The 18,077-nt window shown below is 28.2% G+C and carries 15 protein-coding genes, 1 tRNA gene and 1 pseudogene; 9 read left to right on the top strand and 8 right to left on the bottom strand.

All coding sequences use genetic code 11. The features are described from left to right. Positions 1 to 9: 9 nt before the first annotated feature. Together QMG63_RS03405 and QMG63_RS03400 are read left to right on the top strand one after the other, a co-directional pair. Positions 10 to 1,050, top strand: a complete 1,041-nt coding sequence (locus QMG63_RS03405) for a coiled-coil domain-containing protein (RefSeq protein ID WP_281861725.1) — start codon at positions 10 to 12, stop codon at positions 1,048 to 1,050. Positions 1,051 to 1,150: 100 nt separating this feature from the next. Beyond that, a tRNA-Ile gene (locus QMG63_RS03400) sits at positions 1,151 to 1,224 on the top strand. 2 nt (positions 1,225 to 1,226) lie between these two features. Here QMG63_RS03400 and QMG63_RS03395 read toward each other — a convergent pair. Together QMG63_RS03395 and efp are read right to left on the bottom strand one after the other, a co-directional pair. Beyond that, complete coding sequence (locus QMG63_RS03395) at positions 1,227 to 1,883, bottom strand: hypothetical protein (RefSeq protein ID WP_281861723.1); 657 nt, start codon at positions 1,881 to 1,883, stop codon at positions 1,227 to 1,229. Continuing rightward, positions 1,861 to 2,439 (bottom strand): elongation factor P, encoded by a 579-nt coding sequence (efp, locus tag QMG63_RS03390; protein WP_281861721.1) that lies wholly within the window; start codon positions 2,437 to 2,439, stop codon positions 1,861 to 1,863. Before efp ends, QMG63_RS03395 begins: the two co-directional genes overlap by 23 nt. A 119-nt stretch (positions 2,440 to 2,558) precedes the next feature. On the opposite strand from efp, the gene QMG63_RS03385 reads away from it, so the two are divergent. The 4 genes from QMG63_RS03385 to pstB all read left to right on the top strand — a co-directional run bounded on the left by QMG63_RS03385 (position 2,559) and on the right by pstB (position 6,705). Continuing rightward, positions 2,559 to 3,410, top strand: coding sequence for a substrate-binding domain-containing protein (locus QMG63_RS03385; protein ID WP_281861720.1), 852 nt, complete (start codon positions 2,559 to 2,561; stop codon positions 3,408 to 3,410). Between the two features lie 83 nt (positions 3,411 to 3,493). Beyond that, positions 3,494 to 4,402: a phosphate ABC transporter permease subunit PstC gene (pstC, locus tag QMG63_RS03380; RefSeq protein ID WP_281861719.1), complete on the top strand. Its 909-nt coding sequence runs from the start codon at positions 3,494 to 3,496 to the stop codon at positions 4,400 to 4,402. Continuing rightward, positions 4,399 to 5,940 (top strand): phosphate ABC transporter permease PstA, encoded by a 1,542-nt coding sequence (gene pstA, locus QMG63_RS03375; RefSeq protein ID WP_281861717.1) that lies wholly within the window; start codon positions 4,399 to 4,401, stop codon positions 5,938 to 5,940. Before pstC ends, pstA begins: the two co-directional genes overlap by 4 nt. After that, positions 5,941 to 6,705, top strand: coding sequence for a phosphate ABC transporter ATP-binding protein PstB (pstB, locus tag QMG63_RS03370; protein ID WP_247065402.1), 765 nt, complete (start codon positions 5,941 to 5,943; stop codon positions 6,703 to 6,705). On the opposite strand, the gene QMG63_RS03365 is transcribed toward pstB, so the two are convergent. Genes QMG63_RS03365 through QMG63_RS03345 form a run of 5 tightly spaced genes read right to left on the bottom strand, consistent with a single transcriptional unit; the run spans position 6,706 to position 11,943 of the window. After that, the gene (locus tag QMG63_RS03365; protein ID WP_281861715.1) at positions 6,706 to 7,527 is read right to left on the bottom strand and encodes a ZIP family metal transporter; all 822 of its coding nucleotides are present in this window, start codon (positions 7,525 to 7,527) and stop codon (positions 6,706 to 6,708) included. It lies immediately after the preceding gene. A 16-nt stretch (positions 7,528 to 7,543) separates the two neighbouring features. Further along, entirely contained in the window at positions 7,544 to 9,325 is a 1,782-nt protein-coding gene (locus tag QMG63_RS03360; protein ID WP_281861713.1) for an alanine--tRNA ligase, read from the bottom strand. Next, on the bottom strand, positions 9,325 to 10,539 hold the full coding sequence (locus tag QMG63_RS03355; protein ID WP_281861711.1) for a flagellar motor switch protein FliG: 1,215 nt from the start codon (positions 10,537 to 10,539) through the stop codon (positions 9,325 to 9,327). Before QMG63_RS03355 ends, QMG63_RS03360 begins: the two co-directional genes overlap by 1 nt. Then, positions 10,526 to 11,227: a 6-phosphogluconolactonase gene (locus QMG63_RS03350; protein WP_281861710.1), complete on the bottom strand. Its 702-nt coding sequence runs from the start codon at positions 11,225 to 11,227 to the stop codon at positions 10,526 to 10,528. Before QMG63_RS03350 ends, QMG63_RS03355 begins: the two co-directional genes overlap by 14 nt. Positions 11,228 to 11,247: 20 nt before the next feature. Further along, positions 11,248 to 11,943 carry an SIMPL domain-containing protein gene (locus tag QMG63_RS03345; RefSeq protein ID WP_425592810.1) on the bottom strand — a complete coding sequence of 232 codons (696 nt, stop codon included), beginning with the start codon at positions 11,941 to 11,943 and terminating at the stop codon, positions 11,248 to 11,250. A gap of 77 nt (positions 11,944 to 12,020) precedes the next feature. Here QMG63_RS03345 and dusA point away from each other — a divergent pair. Continuing rightward, positions 12,021 to 13,010: pseudogene (dusA, locus tag QMG63_RS03340) on the top strand (tRNA dihydrouridine(20/20a) synthase DusA). Here the strand turns inward: dusA and serS are convergent. Next, on the bottom strand, positions 13,000 to 14,268 hold the full coding sequence (gene serS / locus QMG63_RS03335) for a serine--tRNA ligase (RefSeq protein WP_281861707.1): 1,269 nt from the start codon (positions 14,266 to 14,268) through the stop codon (positions 13,000 to 13,002). The pseudogene dusA and the gene serS overlap by 11 nt on opposite strands. Before the next feature lie 146 nt (positions 14,269 to 14,414). On the opposite strand from serS, the gene QMG63_RS03330 reads away from it, so the two are divergent. Both QMG63_RS03330 and QMG63_RS03325 read left to right on the top strand, forming a co-directional pair. After that, the gene (locus QMG63_RS03330) at positions 14,415 to 15,131 is read left to right on the top strand and encodes a hypothetical protein (RefSeq protein WP_281861705.1); all 717 of its coding nucleotides are present in this window, start codon (positions 14,415 to 14,417) and stop codon (positions 15,129 to 15,131) included. 12 nt (positions 15,132 to 15,143) lie between these two features. Continuing rightward, positions 15,144 to 18,062, top strand: a complete 2,919-nt coding sequence (locus QMG63_RS03325; RefSeq protein ID WP_281861703.1) for an insulinase family protein — start codon at positions 15,144 to 15,146, stop codon at positions 18,060 to 18,062. Positions 18,063 to 18,077 lie beyond the last annotated feature (15 nt).

The following is an 18,077-nucleotide window of genomic DNA, read 5'->3' as shown; positions in this document are numbered from 1 at the left end:
AAGCCTCTTATGATAAAAGATATTAAATCCAAAATTCAAGAACTGATCCCACAAAGAGATAAAAAATTAGTTGAACTTGGCAAGGCACTTAAAAACAGTAACATAATAGAGCTTAAAAAATTAAAATCTTACACATCTTTAAAATTAATTGAAAAAGAAATATCTCAGCTTAAAGCAAGCCTAAATAAAATAGAAGATAATGAGAGTAAACTAAAAGAATTATATAAAAAAGTCAAAAACTATAAAGAAAGCAAAAAACACATCCTAAAAGCATGCGAAAAAAAACTTAAAAAAATTACTGAAATAATAATAAACAAATATCCAAATAATCTTTCAGCAATTTTAGAATACAAAATGAATTCTACCAAATCAACACTTGAAAAGCATAAATACAAAACAACAGAAATAATAAAACTCAATGAAAAAATTAATTTCTTCAAAAAACTTATCATAAACATTAAACTAATGCTAAAAGACATCATAAATAAAATAAACATAGAAAAAATATCAAAAGAATTTGAGAAAAAAATATTAAAAGAACATTTATTTTCAGACAATTTAGAAAATTTAATTGATGAATTTGTAGAAAACAAAGAATTAAGCAAAGCAATCGTTGAAGAATATAGGTTAATGAATGAAATTCAAACAGAAATCGTAAAAATAAACAATGAAATAAAACATAAAAGTATAAAAGATAACATTAATAGTAAAAATAAAATAGAATGTACTATCAACGCTGTTCAAACAAACAGAGAATTAATTTTAAAGAACATTGCCGAAGAATTTGTTGAAATGTCAAAGACAGAAAAGGGATTAAATAAAACCGGAACAATTAATTCATTGTTAGAAACAATAAAAAATCTCAATCAACAGATATCCAAATTGAACTCAGATTTAATAAAAGCAATAAAAATAGATGAAATTGAAAAAGTGAAATCAAAAATGCAACAACTCATCAAAAATAAAGAATCAATTGAGACTAAATTAAACGAACTAAATTCAAAAATAGAAATCATACAAAATGAAATTAACGAACTTGACAATCAATAAAAAATCAATATAATGATTTAAGGTATTTTTAAGCTTTAATTGGTATTAAAAAATATTTAGTCACTTTTAAGAACTTTTTTAGCTTATCTTTACTTATATGGGGCCTATAGCTCAGATGGTCAGAGCACCCGACTCATAATCGGATGGTCCCAGGTTCAAGTCCTGGTAGGCCCAAATTAGTTTAATTTAAAAAATAAATTAGAATGCTTGCCTACGTAATAAAACCCTAAATAAGCATCCAAGTTATCATCATCTAGCTGAATGTTCATTAAATCTTCGATCTTAACAATTGAATAGAAAAAATCAATTTCATCCTTAGGGGTCTTAATCAAATATAAATTATTACCACTAATTTCATTTAACTTAAACTTATCTTTCGAATTATACATATAATAATGAATTAAAGTCAATTCTTCTTCCGACAAACTTAAACTTATGACAATATCTCTACTATATACCCTCATTCCAGAATCAATAAGATGAACTTGTGCCAAAAAACTTTCAAAAGTCTTATCAAAAACATTAAATCTTAAATCTTTACAATAAAGAACGTTTTTTCCAAGAACAGAATCTATAAAAGAAGAAGTATATTTATCCTTAACTACTTCAATAAACTCCTTACTATCCATGTTTTCAACAAAAAATTTGATCACATCATTAGAATTTAAAACTTTAACGGCAAAATCAAAAGTCATAAAATAATCGAATTTATCTTTAGCAAAATAATAATTAATTATATAATCAACTTCCTTTATATCAGGATAGTTCATCTCACAAGAAGAAAAAAAAATAAAAAATAATAACAATATGTTACTCTTTAACTCTCTCAGCATACTCTTTAGTTTCGGAATTAACTAAAATTTTATCTCCAATATTAATAAAAAGAGGTGCTTTTACCACCAATCCCGTATGAAGGGTAACATTCTTCATTGCATTAGTTACAGTATCCCCTTTCACAGCAATCTCAGCATCTACAACCTCAAATGCAACTTTTGGAGGCAATTTAAGATCAATAACTTTATTACCCCATTTAACAAGAGAATAAATCTCAGCTTCTTGCAAAAACAGAACCTTGTCCTCAATGTTTACAACCTCTCTTAAGTTCACATCAAATTGATCATAAGTTTCTAAATCCATAAAAATAAGATTTTCATTCTCTTTATAAAGATACTGAGAACCAACTTCTAACACTTCAATTTCTTCTACTGTATCAGCACCCTTTAAAGTTTCCTTAACAATAGACTTGTTTTTAAGATTTTTAAGCTTCAATCTTACAATAGCCCCTCCCCTACCCATTTTTGAAAACTCTCTCTCAAGAACAATATGTGGCATGCCTTTAAAAAGCAAAAAAGTACCTTTTTCAATATCTCCCGATTTAATAGTACCCATCTACTACCTCAAATTTTTAATGTATATAATAACTTATATCAAAAAATCAAAATATTTACTATTCATTGACTTATCTAAGATTAATGATATTATATATAGTTGTAAAAGGAGTTAATTTAATGCAGGCTATCAAAGTGCTCTTTACTATTTCACTAGTTTTTTTGTTTAACAATTGTACAAACAAAGATAAAGAAAATGTCATTGCAATTGGTGGATCTACCTCAACAACCTCTATTATGGATGAAATGATCCTACGATATCAAAAAATAAATAATCAACTTAAAGTTACTTATGATGCACAAGGCAGTAGTGTTGGCATTAAAGGACTATTTGATGGTATTTATAAAATGGCAATTTCTTCAAGAGACGCAATTGAAGAAGAAATTGCTCAAGGAGCAAAAATCACAATTATTGCTTATGACGCTTTAATATTCATTACAAGCCCTGATGTCAAAATCACAAATATTACAGAAGAAAATTTAGTAAAAATACTTAATGGAAATATTAGAAATTGGCAACAAGTTGGTGGACATGATGCTAAAATTAACTTCATAAATCGAGATTCATCATCAGGCTCTCATTCATCTATAAAAGAACTGGTTCTTGATAAAATATTAAAAAATCCTGAGGAAGCTCAATTCAGACAAGATAGTATTATAGTCAAATCCAATGGTGAAGTGATTGAAAAAATAAGTCTCACACCCCACTCAATTGGTTATATTAGTTTTGGATATGCAAGAGGTGCAATAGAAAAAGGTCTACATACACTCTCAATAAACAGCATATATCCTACAAAAGAAACAATAACAAAAGACAAATATAATATAAAGAGAAGGCTAATAGCGATCACAAACAGTATTTCTGAGGATCAAAACATACTTGATTTTATTAACTTTATGCTAAGTCCAAATGGACAAGATATTATTGAAGAACAAGGGTTCATAAGGGTTCATATAACTGAAAATAACTAAAATCATGACAAAATTGTCTTAAGAATTTAAGTTAAATACAAATTTAACAAAATTCGATTTCTATAGGGGAACTCTTTTAAAGCATGAAATTAACTTTAAAGACAAAAAGAAATATTGTTAGATTGACTTTCAACTGTTTTATTTTTACATCCGCAACAATTAGTACCTTGACAATATTATTACTAGTCTTATTTATCATTAAAAATGGACTAGCACCCTTGCTTAATAATAAAATCAAGATTTTTAATTTTCTATTCAGCACAAACTGGGATCCTACTAGCAGACTACAAAAATCTTACGGAATTTTATCTTTTATTATAAATTCAGCTTTAACAACATTTTTTTCTGTCTTAATTGCACTACCAATTGGACTTGGTTTTGCAATTTACCTATCTGAAAAAACCAAAGGTATTTACCAAAAGACATTACAAACCATAATAGAACTCTTAGCAGGAATCCCAAGCGTCGTATATGGTTTTTTTGGAAGCACATTTATAGCCACCCTTATAAAGAACACTTTTAGAAGAGAAGATAACTTAGGATATAATTTAATAACCTCAGTAATAGTTCTAAGCATAATGATACTCCCAACAATAATTAGCGTTTCATACACATCACTTAAAGCTGTTCCAAAATCATATAAACTAGCATCTCTTGCACTAGCTGCAACAGACTGGCAAACAATATATAAAGTGATGATTCCTTCAGCTGGAAAAGGAATTTTAGCAGGAGTAATACTAGCAATTGGAAGAGCTATTGGTGAGACAATAGCAGTTTTAATGGTTGGTGGGGGTTCACCTCTATTTATACAAAATATATTCTCACCTATTAGAACACTAACGGTAAACATTGCAATAGATATGGGATATGCATCTGGAACACACAAAGAAGCCCTATTTTCTACAGCTTTGATCTTGCTATTATTAGTCATAATAATAAATTCAATTAAACACTTTATTTTATCTTCATCTAAAAGGCTAAAAATCAAGTGAATACAATTCAAACAAATAAGTTGTTCAACAAAATTTCATTTTGCATAATCAAATTCATTGCTTATTTTTTAATAACACTATTATTTTTTCTAATATCATATATAGTATACAATTCACTATTTTTTACAAGCAAAAAACAAACATTGTTTTTAGATGAAACAAAACACTTTTTACCATTCACATTGAAAAACAAAATAATCAAAATTGCATTTATTATTAATAAAAGCATAAAATTGGAAGAAATTACTACGCAAGATATCTACAATATATATAATAATAAAATTTCACATTGGGGAAGCATATCAGATCAAAGTATTGACATAGTTCCAATTGCAAGTTCACAGTCAAATCTTGCAAGTACAGTCATACTACAAACTTTTACCAAAAACAATAAATTTAATAACAGGTATATAAAGCTTGTAGAATCAAATGAAAAGATAATAGAAAATGTCAATAAAACAATAGGGGCTATTGGCTATTTAACAAAAGAAGAACTTGAAAAATTAGATTTTAAAAAATATTCAGAAATTAAATCCCTAAAAATCAAATCCATGTCTATTTTAGTAGGCAAAAAAACATTACAAAAAAGTGAACATGAAATTATTAATACACTAAACCTCAATCAGATTAAAAAATTACTCATAAAAAAGATAGACTGGAATGACTTAATATCTAAAAATATTAAATTAAATATCATAAAATACTCAAATTATGATAAAAATGCAATAAAAACAGTAGAAGAACATGAAGGCACAATTGCAGTTGTGCCTTGGCATTCTTTCTATAAAAGTGACGCTCCTTTTCTCAACTTATACTATATGAAAAAAGACATGCCTTTAAACTTAAATTTCATATTATCTACTCCAAGAAATTCTGGAAAATACGGGGGTATTTCTTATTTAATCTTCAATACATTTTACGTCATACTATTAACAGCAATAATATCAATTTCAATAGGAATTGGTACAGGAATAATGCTTGCAGAATATACTGCAAATAAGATACTCTATAAAACAGTATCTATGAGTGTTGATATCTTATCATCCATCCCTGCTATCATTTTTGGACTCTTTGGACTTATCTTTTTTGTTCCAATCTTTGGCATGGGAATACTCTCAGGAGCAATAACAAGTTCTTTAATGATATTACCAATGATTATTAAAACAACTGAAGAAGCACTAAAATCAATTCCTAAATCATATAAATATGCCTCAGTTGCTCTAGGTGCCAATAAAACAGAAACTATAATTAAAATTTTACTACCCGCTTCTAGTCCAGGCATATTGACAGGAATAGTGCTTGCAATAGGACGTGCTCTTGGAGAAACTGCTGTACTCCTTTTTACAATGGGAACAAATTTAGGACTTGCAAGTTCTCTAAATGAACCTTCAAGAAGTTTAACTGTACATCTACTATTATTATTTCAAGAAGGATATTTAAACAAAGGTTTTGCAACAGCATCAATACTTATAATAATGATACTTTTAATAAATTTAACATCAAAATTTTTAATCAATAAATTATATAGGATTAAATAAATGAGCCAAGACAAAGCAATTATTAAAACAGAAAATCTAAACTTATTTTATACAGATTTTAAAGCATTAAATAATATTAACATATCAATACTAAGAAATAGCATCACAGCCTTAATAGGTCCATCAGGTTGTGGAAAATCAACATTTCTTAGAACGCTTAACAGAATGAATGATCTTGTAGAAGGCGTTAAAATAGAAGGAAAAGTTATGTATGAAGATAAAAGTATCTACTCAAACAATTTTGACGTACTGGAACTTAGGAGAAAAATTGGAATGGTTTTCCAAACTCCTAATCCATTTTTAATGTCAGTTTATGACAACATAAGTTATGGACCTAAAATTCATGGAATTAAAGATAAAAAAAAACTTGATGAGATAGTTGAAAAATCCCTAATAAAATCTGCACTATGGAATGAAGTAAAAGATAAACTTAATAGAAATGCTTTAAGTCTTTCAGGGGGACAACAACAAAGACTTTGCATTGCAAGAACTCTTGCAATCGAACCAAATGTAATATTAATGGACGAGCCTACTTCTGCTCTTGATCCAATCTCAACAGGTAAAATTGAAGAACTAATAATAAATTTAAAAGAAAGCTACACGATCATAATCGTAACTCATAATATGCAACAAGCCGGACGGATATCTGATCGAACTGCATTCTTCCTAAATGGCTACATTGAAGAAGAAAGCCAAACAGATGAATTATTTTTCAATCCTAAAAATATTAAGACAGAAGAATATATTACTGGAAAGTTTGGCTAATTACCCCAAAGATACATCAAGGAACATCATTAAAGCAAATCCAATAACTCCAAATATGGTTGGAATCTTATTGTCAATATCTTTTCTCTTAGCTTCAGGTATTAATTGTTCAATTGAAACATAAATCATTGCCCCTGCAGAAAAAGATAAAGCAAAAGGTAGAATCCTAGTAAAAGTATAAACTGCATAAGATCCTAAAAATCCTCCAACAATTTCTACCAAACCTGACATTTGACCATAATTAAAACACTTCCATAAAGGAACATTACCTCGTCTTAAAGGCAAAGAAATTGCTGCACCTTCTGGCATATTTTGAATACCAATTCCTAATGTAAGAATCATAGCCCCAACTAAAGTATGAATATCAGGAGAAGAAGCTAAAGCCCCAAAAGCAACACCAACAGCAAGTCCTTCCGGAAAATTATGCAACGTAACAGCCGTAAAAAGCAAAAAATCCTTTTTACCATGTCTTGTTAAATCTTCATCAATAAATGCTAGTTTATCAAGATCTGGCACAAATACATCTACAATATATATAAAAAATGCTCCTAAGAGAAAACCAAAAACTGCTGGCACCCATGCAATATAACCAAGCTCTTCCGCCATCTCTATTGCTGGTTTAATAAGTGAAAAAAAACTAGCAGCAATCATAATTCCTGCTGAAAAGCCAAGCATGGCATCCATTATTTTATTGCTTACTTTTCTGAAACAAAAAACAGCAGCTGCTCCAAAAGCTGTAGTAAACCAAGTAAAAGTAGAACCTAAAAATCCTAAAAAGATAGGATGTAAAGTTAATAAATAATCACCTAAATGTTTAAACATAAAGTATCCTCCAATATTAATCGATCAAAATGCCTCTTATTCTTCTTACACCTGATGATGAAGCCTGTTCCTTTTGTATCTTAAAAATCCCAAGTTCACTAGTGTTCTTAACATGAGGACCACCACAAACTTCAATTGAAAAACCATCAATTTCATACACACTCACAATTTTTTCATATCTCTCACCAAATAGAGCCATAGCACCCTTAGCCAAGGCATCATCCAGACTCATTACAGTTCGCTTTACAGATAATTTATTTTTTATCTGTAGATTAACCATATCTTCAACTCTTTTTATCTCATCATCCGTCATTTTATAAGGATGACTAAAATCAAATCTTAGTCTCTCAGCAGTAATATTACTACCTTTTTGCCTTACATGATCACCTAAGACTAATTGAAGTGCCTTATGAAGCAAATGAGTGGCTGTATGTAGCTTAGTAGTCTCATATGTACAATCCGCAAGTCCCCCTTTAAAGACTTTATCACCTCCTTTCTTAGAAACCTTTTGATGTTTTTTCAAATGCTCTTCAAAGCCTGTCTTATCTATACTAAATCCATGTTCAGTTGCAAGTTCTTCTGTTATTTCATAAGGAAAACCATAAGTATCATAAAGTTTAAAAGCAATCTCACCAGGAATTAATTTCGATGATAAATGTTGAATTAATTTAATAAATTCTTGTTCACCATGACGCAAAGTTTTAAAAAATTTTTCTTCCTCTGTATTTAACTCATTCTTAATAAAATCCTTCTTTTCTGTTAATTCTTTATAAAAAGATTTATAAATCTCTTCAACAGGATCAACAAGATCTGCTAAAACATGAGATCCCATCCCAAGTTTTTTTGCACATCTAATAGCTCTTCTAATGATTCTCCTTAAAACATATCCTTGTCCTATATTAGATGGAAGAACTGCAAAATTATCAGCCAAAATAAAACAACTGGCCTTAATATGATCAGCAATTATTCGAATAGATTTATCATCTTCTAAATGTTGTCCATAAACTTTACCAGAAAATTTTTCGATCTTATCAATTATCGGTCTAAATGCATCCGTGTCATAAACTGAAGACTTTCCCTGCAAAAATGTAATTGTTCTCTCAATACCCATGCCTGTATCCACACATTTCCGATTCAACTCTTCATAATTTCCACTCTCATCCCTTTTATATTGCATAAAAACATTATTCCAAATCTCAAAATATTTACCACAAGAACATGTAATACCACATTCATTAGAACATTTCTCTTTGCCCGTATCTACAAAGATTTCAGTATCCGGTCCACAAGGCCCTACATTTCCAACAGGTCCCCAAAAATTATGCTCTCTTGAGAGATAAAATATTCTATCTTTAGAAATTCCAAGACTTTCCCAAATACTAGCTGTCTTTGTATCCCGTGGAATACTCTCATCACCTTCAAAAACACTAACATAAAGCCTATCTTTTGAAATATTTAAGTAATCAGGTGAAGTTAAAAACTCAAAACTATACTTTACTGAAAATTCTTTAAAATAAGCTCCAAGAGACCAATTTCCAAGCATTTCAAAGAAAGTTAAATGACTCAGATCTCCTACCTCATCAATATCTCCTGTTCTTAAACATTTCTGAACGTCAACTAACATATCTCCAGACGGATGTATTTCTCCAAGAAGGTAAGGTACAAGTGGTTGCATGCCAGCTGTATTAAAAAGGACTGTAGAATCATTATCAGGAATTAAAGACTTGCCTGCAATCTCACAATGTCCTTTACTCTTAAAAAATTCTATATACTTTTTACGTAGTTCATCAAGTTTCACTAAATAAACTCCTCATTTTTTCTATATATCATTAACTCACCCTTTAAAGTTAACTCCTTAATATAATTAACAAAGGACGTAGTAATTGATTTTATATCTCTCTTTTTCACCTCTTTCAAAAAAGACTCTTCTTCTAAAATAAGAATTTTACGTCTTCTTGAAACATTAAAAAGAATTTTATCTCTAATTTCATCACTTTTATCTTTAATGATAATTGCAATATCGCTATCTGTAAATTCTCTTAAAATATTATGCATATCATCATCTGTAATTCTAAGTATTACATTAATATCAAATATTCTTTCTTTAATCTCACTATCTTTAACAGGATTTAAAACTTTCATATCAATATTACTCAAAAGATTTTTTTCATCCTCAAAATCCATATAACTCAAAATATCAATAAGTATCTTAGAACCATCAAGTTTTTCTGTCTTAAGTTTACCCTGCATTGCGAATCTATTCTTAAGTCTATCAGAGATAATATCAATCATACACATATTTAACTGTCTCGGCTTAGCAAGCTCCTTAATAAACTGTTTCTTAATATCTTTTTCCAACATAGAGAAAACATATTTTTTCTGTTCTTTGGTTAAATAATTATATATTATCAAAAGTGTTTGAATATTTTCATCTTTAATTAAAGCCCAAAGTTGTTCATTTTCAATACCAGACAAATAATCAAAAGGCAAAAACGGATCAATTCCTGTAACTTTTTTATAAATCTCTTTCGCTTTTGCCTTACTTAAAGATTTATTTAATAACTCATAAGTAAATTTATCATCAATTTTTAAATATTTCCTCTCACTTTTTACTAAATCCTCAAATTCTCGAATAATTCGTTTTTTATCATCAGGAGTAATGTACTTAATTTTTGTAATTTCTCTAGTAATTGCAATTATATCAGAATCATCAAGCTCAGCCATAATTTTTGATGATTTTTCAAGACCAATAGCTAAGAAATATTTTGCTATTTTTGATACTTTACTCTCTTTGCGAATAAATCCCGGATTCCCAACTCCTTTGCTAAGAGAACTTGAATTGCTGAAGCCCTCTTTTTTGCCGCCCCTCTTAATCAGATTGACCCATGACTTAAGCAGAGAACCTTGTACTTCAGGCAAATCATTATGTAACTCTTTTTTTTCAAATTTTTTAAAAGTTTTTACTCCCAAATTTTTTGCATTCTGATATTTGGAAAGCCTAGGATCCTGCATAGACCCCCTCAATATTTGTAAGAACCAATAAACGAGCGTGATCCTTGAAAATTTTAGCTGGACATTCTCTTAAAGAAACTTTTAAACTTAAAAAATTTTCTAAAGCACCTTTTTTTTCATAACCAATAAAGAGTAATACAGCAGCTTTAGACAAAAATAAAGACTTAGGGGTTAAGCTCATTCGCTTACTTGGAAGCTTTGGTGCATCATACTCATATTGATATCCTTCCATCTCAGAAAATAAAAGTTTCCTTGAAGGAAAAAGAGAAGCAACATGCCCATCTTCACCAACAGACAAAATACTAAGATCCAATCTTGTAAATCTAGAATTAAATTCAACATTATAATTATAAATAGACGATGTTTCATCAAACTCACTGTAAATAAATGGATGAAAATTAGAACCACAGATTAAATTTTTCTTCATCATTTTAGAAAAAAATCCTTCACTCAAAAGCCTAAAATTACTGTACTCACTATTTAAATCAACACAACGCTCATCTAATAAAAAAAAATGAGATTTTCTAAGAGGATAATTTTGTTCATCAAAGACATTGAGAAAAGAAATAATATTTCGACCACCACAAACTCCAATACTAGTAAAATCATCTTGACTAATATTTTTTAAAAAAAAATCAAAAAATTTTCCCTTTAAATCACTCTCTTTATTAGAACACAAAAATTCCATCACTATTCCTTTCAAAAAATTTAATCTAAATAATAAGAAACTGTAGTAACAACCCTTAATATCTTCTTTGAATAACGTTCATGATTTTCAGAACTTCTATCAACTGGAAGAAACTCAAAGTATCCTTGATTTGCGGTCTTAATTTTTCCTAAAACAGCACCAGAATTACGTGAAAATTCTAAAGCCGCATCCAAGGCATTTTTAATAGAATCTGCTAACATTTCAGGTTTAACATCATTGATTTTATCAAAATAATAACTTGGTCCACCATTACCAGTAAAGAGTACTCCTTTATTGTAAAGTTTAATAATATTTTTGCTTACCTGCTCCATTTTATCAATATCTTTAGTATAAATACCTAAAGATACATACGCATTGTACTTATAAAGAGTATCACTATAATTTGCAATATGAAAATCCATATTTTTCATGCTTATCTCATCTTCATGAAACCCATAGCTAACAAAAAAATCTCTTATCGCTAAAAAATTTGCATTATTTAATTTATTAATTTCATCTATAGTATTTCCACCTAATTCATACCGTAAATTCCAACTTGAAGAAGTTGAGAGTACCTCTTTTTCACTTAATCCCTTAACAGTAATGTAATTTCCATTTTTTATCCCAATATTCTTTATACCATTAGACATGATAACTGATGCTATCACAAAAACTAAGAATGACAATAAAAATAATAACTTTTTTGCCAACATAATTTCCAACTCCTAATTTTTTATAAACCCATAAACAAATATATTATCAACTTAAAGAAGTTATTTTAACACATTATACCATATTAATAAACCGAAAAATCGCAATAGCACCAATGCTAACAATTACTAACGAACACTTTAAATATATAATAAGATTATTATTAAAAAAAGTTAGTCTATATACCCTCAATGATTTTTACAAAATCGACTATTATACACAAGTTAAACAAAATTGTAAAACAAACTCCCACTAATTCACCAATTGCAATTCAAATAGCAACAAACTAAAGCCATAAAAATTCTTGAAAACAAATTTAACTTTAATGAATATAATCTCAACATTGGATGCCCATCATCTCGTATTCAATATGTAAACTACAGGACCTCTTTAATGCAAACTCCAACCCAGGTAGATAAAATCCTGCAAACCATGAAAAAAAAATACAAATAAACCTGTCTCAATCAAACAAAAAATAGGAATAAGACATAATAAAAGAAAATATCATGAAACATGATATAGAGAACTCAAACAATTTGTAGAAAAAATTATAAAATATGAAATAAAAAATTTTACCGTTCATGCCGAGCAGCCATCCTAAATGGATATTCTCCTAAAGATAATCAAAATATTCCAAAACTCAAACATGAACTTGTCTATCAATTAAAGCAAAATCATAAAAATATATTTATTAAAATAAATGGAGGAATTATCAGTAGTAACCACATAAAACACATTTATCTTATGTGGATTTTGTCATGATTGAAAAAGCTGCAGCAAAAGAGCCATATTTTACTGCCAAAATTCCAAGAAAATTCTTAGAAAAAAAGGAAAAAATTCCAACAAGAGAAGAGGTATCATTAAAAATGGTAAAACATATCAAAGAGTATAATGAAAACCTTTCAATTAATACAGTACTAAAACACATAATGAAAATAGTATTTGCAAAAAAAATACTCACAAATTTAGACAAATCTTAAGTGCACCTTTTCCTAAAAATCTTAAAAATCATGAAATACTCTTAAACGCAATTGAACACTTAAGAAAAGATACTTTAAAATCTAATTCTTAGGGGATATATAATCAAAACCTGTATATTTGACCAAATTCTTAGGTATGCGCACACCACCTTTTGCATCCTGAAAGTTCTCAAGTATAGCAATAATCGTTCTTGTTGAGGCTAAGGCTGTACCATTTATCATATGTACAAACTTACTTTGATCATCATCCTTATATCTAATTTTAAGACGTCTTGACTGATAATCTGTACAGTTTGAAGTTGAAGTAACCTCTCCATACTCGCCCTTATCTCCCCTACCCGGCATCCAAGCTTCAATATCGTACTTCTTATAAGCTGGTGCACCAAGATCAAAAGAACAAATATTTAAAATTCTATAAGGGATCTCAAGTTCAGTAAAAATTTCTTCTTCTAATGCCAAAAACTCATTATGCATACGAGTAGAATCTTCACTCCTGCAAAAACAAAACATTTCAACTTTACTAAATTGATGAACCCTATAAAGTCCCTTAGAAAATTGCCCAGCTGCTCCTGCCTCTTTACGAAAACAATGAGACAGTCCTGCCATCTTTAGTGGGAACTTAAGATCTAATATAGTATTATAATAATATCCACCAAGAGTAATCTCAGCTGTACCAATAAGATATTTATCTGTATCTTCAATTTTATAAATATTACTTTCAGTACCACGCGGATTAAATCCAATTCCATCAACTATAAATTCCCTTGCAACATCAGGTGTGATAAATAAATCGAAACCCTTGAGTTTAAGTTTATTTAAAGCAAAATTAATAAGTGCAAGTTCTAAAAAAACAGCCTCATTTTTAAGATAATAAAACTTATTACCGCTAACTTCACGTGCCCTTTCAAAATCAAAAAGATCCAAATCAATTCCAATTTTCAAATGATCTTTTGGTTTAAAATCAAAATTTGGAATATTTCCTGACATTTTTAACACAATATTTCCATCCTCACCAACAGGAACATCAGGAGCAGAAATGTTTGGAATCTGCTTGTGCTCAATTAATAGCTTAGATGTTATATGACTCAATTTTTCTTCCAATATAGCAATTTCAGACTTTAAAACCTTTCCAGTCTCTATTAAAAAATGCCTACGAGAATCATCTATTTTTCCTTTCATAGCGTTAGCATTTTCATTCCTTATAGCATTTAACTCCCCTATCTTAGTAACAAGTTTTTTGCGCTCATCATCAAGAAAAATTAACAGATCGATATCCAAATCAAGCCCTCTATCTTTAATATTTTTTTGAATAAGCTCTAAATTATCTCTTATAAACCTCAAATCAAGCATCACAGAACTCCCACATAGATTTAAATAAAAATAATTGAAGTCAAATAAAATAAAATGAAAACAAATCACATCAATTATTATCATAAATATTATATAATAATTATAATAATAGTAGAATAAACTTATATACGGAGAAAAATGTCTTTATGGTAAAAGTGTCAACAGCTCAAAAATTATTCATTCTAACATCATTACTAATGATTTTTATAGGGTGTACAAAAAAAACAAAGAAAATAAGCTTTAATGAAATTGACACACTCTATAACGAAAAAGATGAAATAATAATTCAATCAATTCTAGCAGAAGAAGAAAACGAATTTTTTGAATATAAAATTAGAATACCCAAAGTAATAGATGCCAGAACAAAAAACAATAAAATAAAAACATTCAATGATGAAGTTGAAAATTATTCAAATGAAATAGTTAAGAACCTAGAGAGTGTTGCTCAAAATATTAAACAAGACTCTAAAAAACCAAGTTTAAATATAGATTATGAAATCTACCATGGATATGGTATTTATACAATAATAGTAAGTGCCACTCAAAAAATTAATGATACATCTATTACAAACCATAGAAGTTATTATATTAACGATAACGGGGATTATATTTATAATATAGATGAAATCATTAACGTAGAAGAAGCATTTCCATACTTTACTCAAAAGATTAAAGAAAAAATTAAAGAAACATACCCAAATAAACTACTATTTGATTTACAGCAAGCAGTGATTTACTTTGAAAATAAAAAAATCATAATAAAATTCCCATTTTATGTATTTAATTTAGACGATACAAAGGATACCGAAAATATATTCGAATTTAGTGAAGAAGAAGCACAAAAATATATAAAACAAGGATAAAATAAATCATAAATGAAAAGAAAAAAAATTTTCAACTTAATTTCAAAAACTTACCTAGAAGAATATGACACTGAAGGGTGTTATTTTAAACATGAAAGTGGAGTAGAAATATTTGAACTAAAAAATACCACATTTAAAGAAAATGCTTTTGGAATAGCATTCAAGACTATACCCCTAAATAATACTGGGGTTGCTCATATCCTAGAGCACACGATTTTTTGCGGATCAAATAAATATAGAATAAAAGATCCTTTTCTTTATTTGATGAAAGGAAGTCTAAACACTTTCTTAAATGCAATGACATTTCCAGATAAGACTCTCTATCCAGCAGCATCTACAATCCAAAAAGATTATTTCAACTTATTTAAAGTATATGCTGATGCTGTTTTTAATCCATTACTTAAAAAAGAAGCCTTTATGCAGGAAGGTTATAATATAAACCCAAATAACTTTAAACTATCTGGTATTGTCTTAAATGAAATGAAAGGTAATTATTCCAACAAAAATTCTTTAATTAACGAAATTGCTATCAATTCTCTTTTTTCTGAAGGTACCTATCAATACGATTCTGGGGGCAATCCTATCAATATCATCGACCTTACATACGAAGAATTTATCGAATTTTACAGAAAACACTATACACTAGAAAATTGTAAAATATTTTTATTTGGCAATATTGAAACTAACAAAAATCTTAATTTTATCGAAAAATATATAATTAGACCTTATACAAAGGAAAAATTAAATATTAATTACAATATAGAAAAAACCACAAGATGGAATAAAGGTAAAACACTAAACTTTAATATCCCAAAAGAAACTGAAAATACACTAGGAGTATATGTAATAAACTGGTTATGTACTGATATTAAAAATATTAAAGAAAACATCGGACTTGAAATTCTATCAGAAATTCTTCTAAACAGCTCCTGTCAATTCACTATAAACATGCTAAAGAGTAAAATTGGTGACGTAATAGCTGATGTTAGTGGCATCAATACAGACATAAAAGAGTGCGTATTTTCATTCGGATTACAAAACGTACTTCCAGGAAAAATGGAAGAATTTAAAAATATGGTTTTTAATGAACTTAAAAATCTTGTTAAAGTAAAAATTTCAGAAGAATTAATACAAGGTATCCTCTTTGGTTATGAATTTGCATTAAAAGAAGAAAAAGGACAAGGATGGCCTATTTCTTTAATGATCAAAAGTTTTAAAGGTTGGTTACATGGAATGTATCCAACTGAAACTTTAAAAATCAATTGTCATCTAGATGGGATTAAAAACAAACTAGAAAGAGGAGAACCTTACTTTGAAAATCTAATAGAAAAATATTTAATCAATAATAATCATTATACACTGATCCAATTTAATCCATCAGATACAGTCCTTAAAGAAATGGAAGAAAAAATAGAAAAAAAATTAATGGATAAAGAAATTAACATTAAAAAAAATCCAGAAAAATTTGCAGAATTTACTAAAGATTATAATCAATTTAAAGACTATCAAAAAAGGAAAGATCTTAAATCCGACATTACTAAGCTTCCCATGCTAAAAATAGAGGATTTACCAAAAGAAATTGAGAAAAGTTTGACTCTTAATGAAAGTCCCGAACTTAAAACACATACATTTGAATTAAAGAAAAACAATAATATCTTCAATGTGAATCTATTTTTTAAATTAAATTTTCTACAAAAAGAAGATTTTATGCATCTTTCTTTATTAAAAAGAGCCATTCAAGATCTATCTACCCAAAATTATTCCTATGTAGATTTAAATAATAAAATCCAAAATACTTTGGGACAATTAAACATATATGAAAGTTATGAAGAAGATATACAAGGAAACATGATAAATTTGTTTAACATAAATTTCAAATCATTTAACAATAAAATTCAAGAATCATTTACACTAATTAAAGAAATTTTAATCAACATAAACTTTCATGATTACGATAGATTAAAAGAAATAGTCTTAAGCCTCAAAAATGATTTTAAATCGATATTAATACCCAAAGGACATATCTTTGCAACAATAAGATCAGAATCAAAATTAAATCAAAGCAAATATCTAAAAGAACTTCAAGTTGGCATTACAGGAAGAGAATACTGGCAAAAAGTAAAGACAGACTTAGAATCTTTAAGAGAAATTGCATCTAATTTAGAAAGGCTAAGGGACAAAATAATTTTTAAAGACAATCTCTCATCACTGCTTATAGGTAATACTAACGATGTCATTAAAAGATTAGAAAGTGAATTATTTACATTAAGAGAAAGTTTAAGTGAAAAGACTTATATCAATAACCCAATTACAATACAACCATCAGATAATATTTTAACAGAAATAATCATTATTCCATCAAAAATATCTTTTAACTCCATAAGTTTTGTAAGTTATAAAATAACGGATGAAAATTATCCAAAAATAAATTTCTTAACACATATATTAAAAAGTGGGATCTTATGGGAAAAAATAAGGGTCATGGGAGGAGCATACGGTGCATTTGCATCAATTACAAACGGAATATTTTCTTTTTCATCGTATAGAGATCCTAACTTTGTAAAAACATATCAAGCATTTGAAACATCATTAGAAGAATTAGCTAATAACGAAATTAAAAACGAAGAACTCTATACATACTTAGTAGGAGTAATTGGTTTAAGTACAAATGTAAAAACCAAATTCACAGAAATATTAGAAAGTTATAAAAGAAAAATGCTAAACATTAGTGATCAGCTAAGACAAGATATAAGAAATGCTTACTTCAAAATAACAAGCACAGACATTAAAAATATATCTGAACAAGTGTTACACCAATTAAAACAAAAGAGTAGCATTACATCTCTTGTTAACAATACAATTTATGAAGATGAAAAAGAAAAACTAGAAACACTTATTGGAACAAACTACAAGGTAAAAAGAATATATTAATATATAAGAAAAAAA

This window comes from Candidatus Borrelia fainii (assembly GCF_027925085.1).
Taxonomy (GTDB): Bacteria; Spirochaetota; Spirochaetia; order Borreliales; family Borreliaceae; genus Borrelia; species Borrelia turicatae.
Note: the sequence above shows the minus strand (reverse complement) of the source record. Positions and strands in the feature narration are given on the sequence as shown.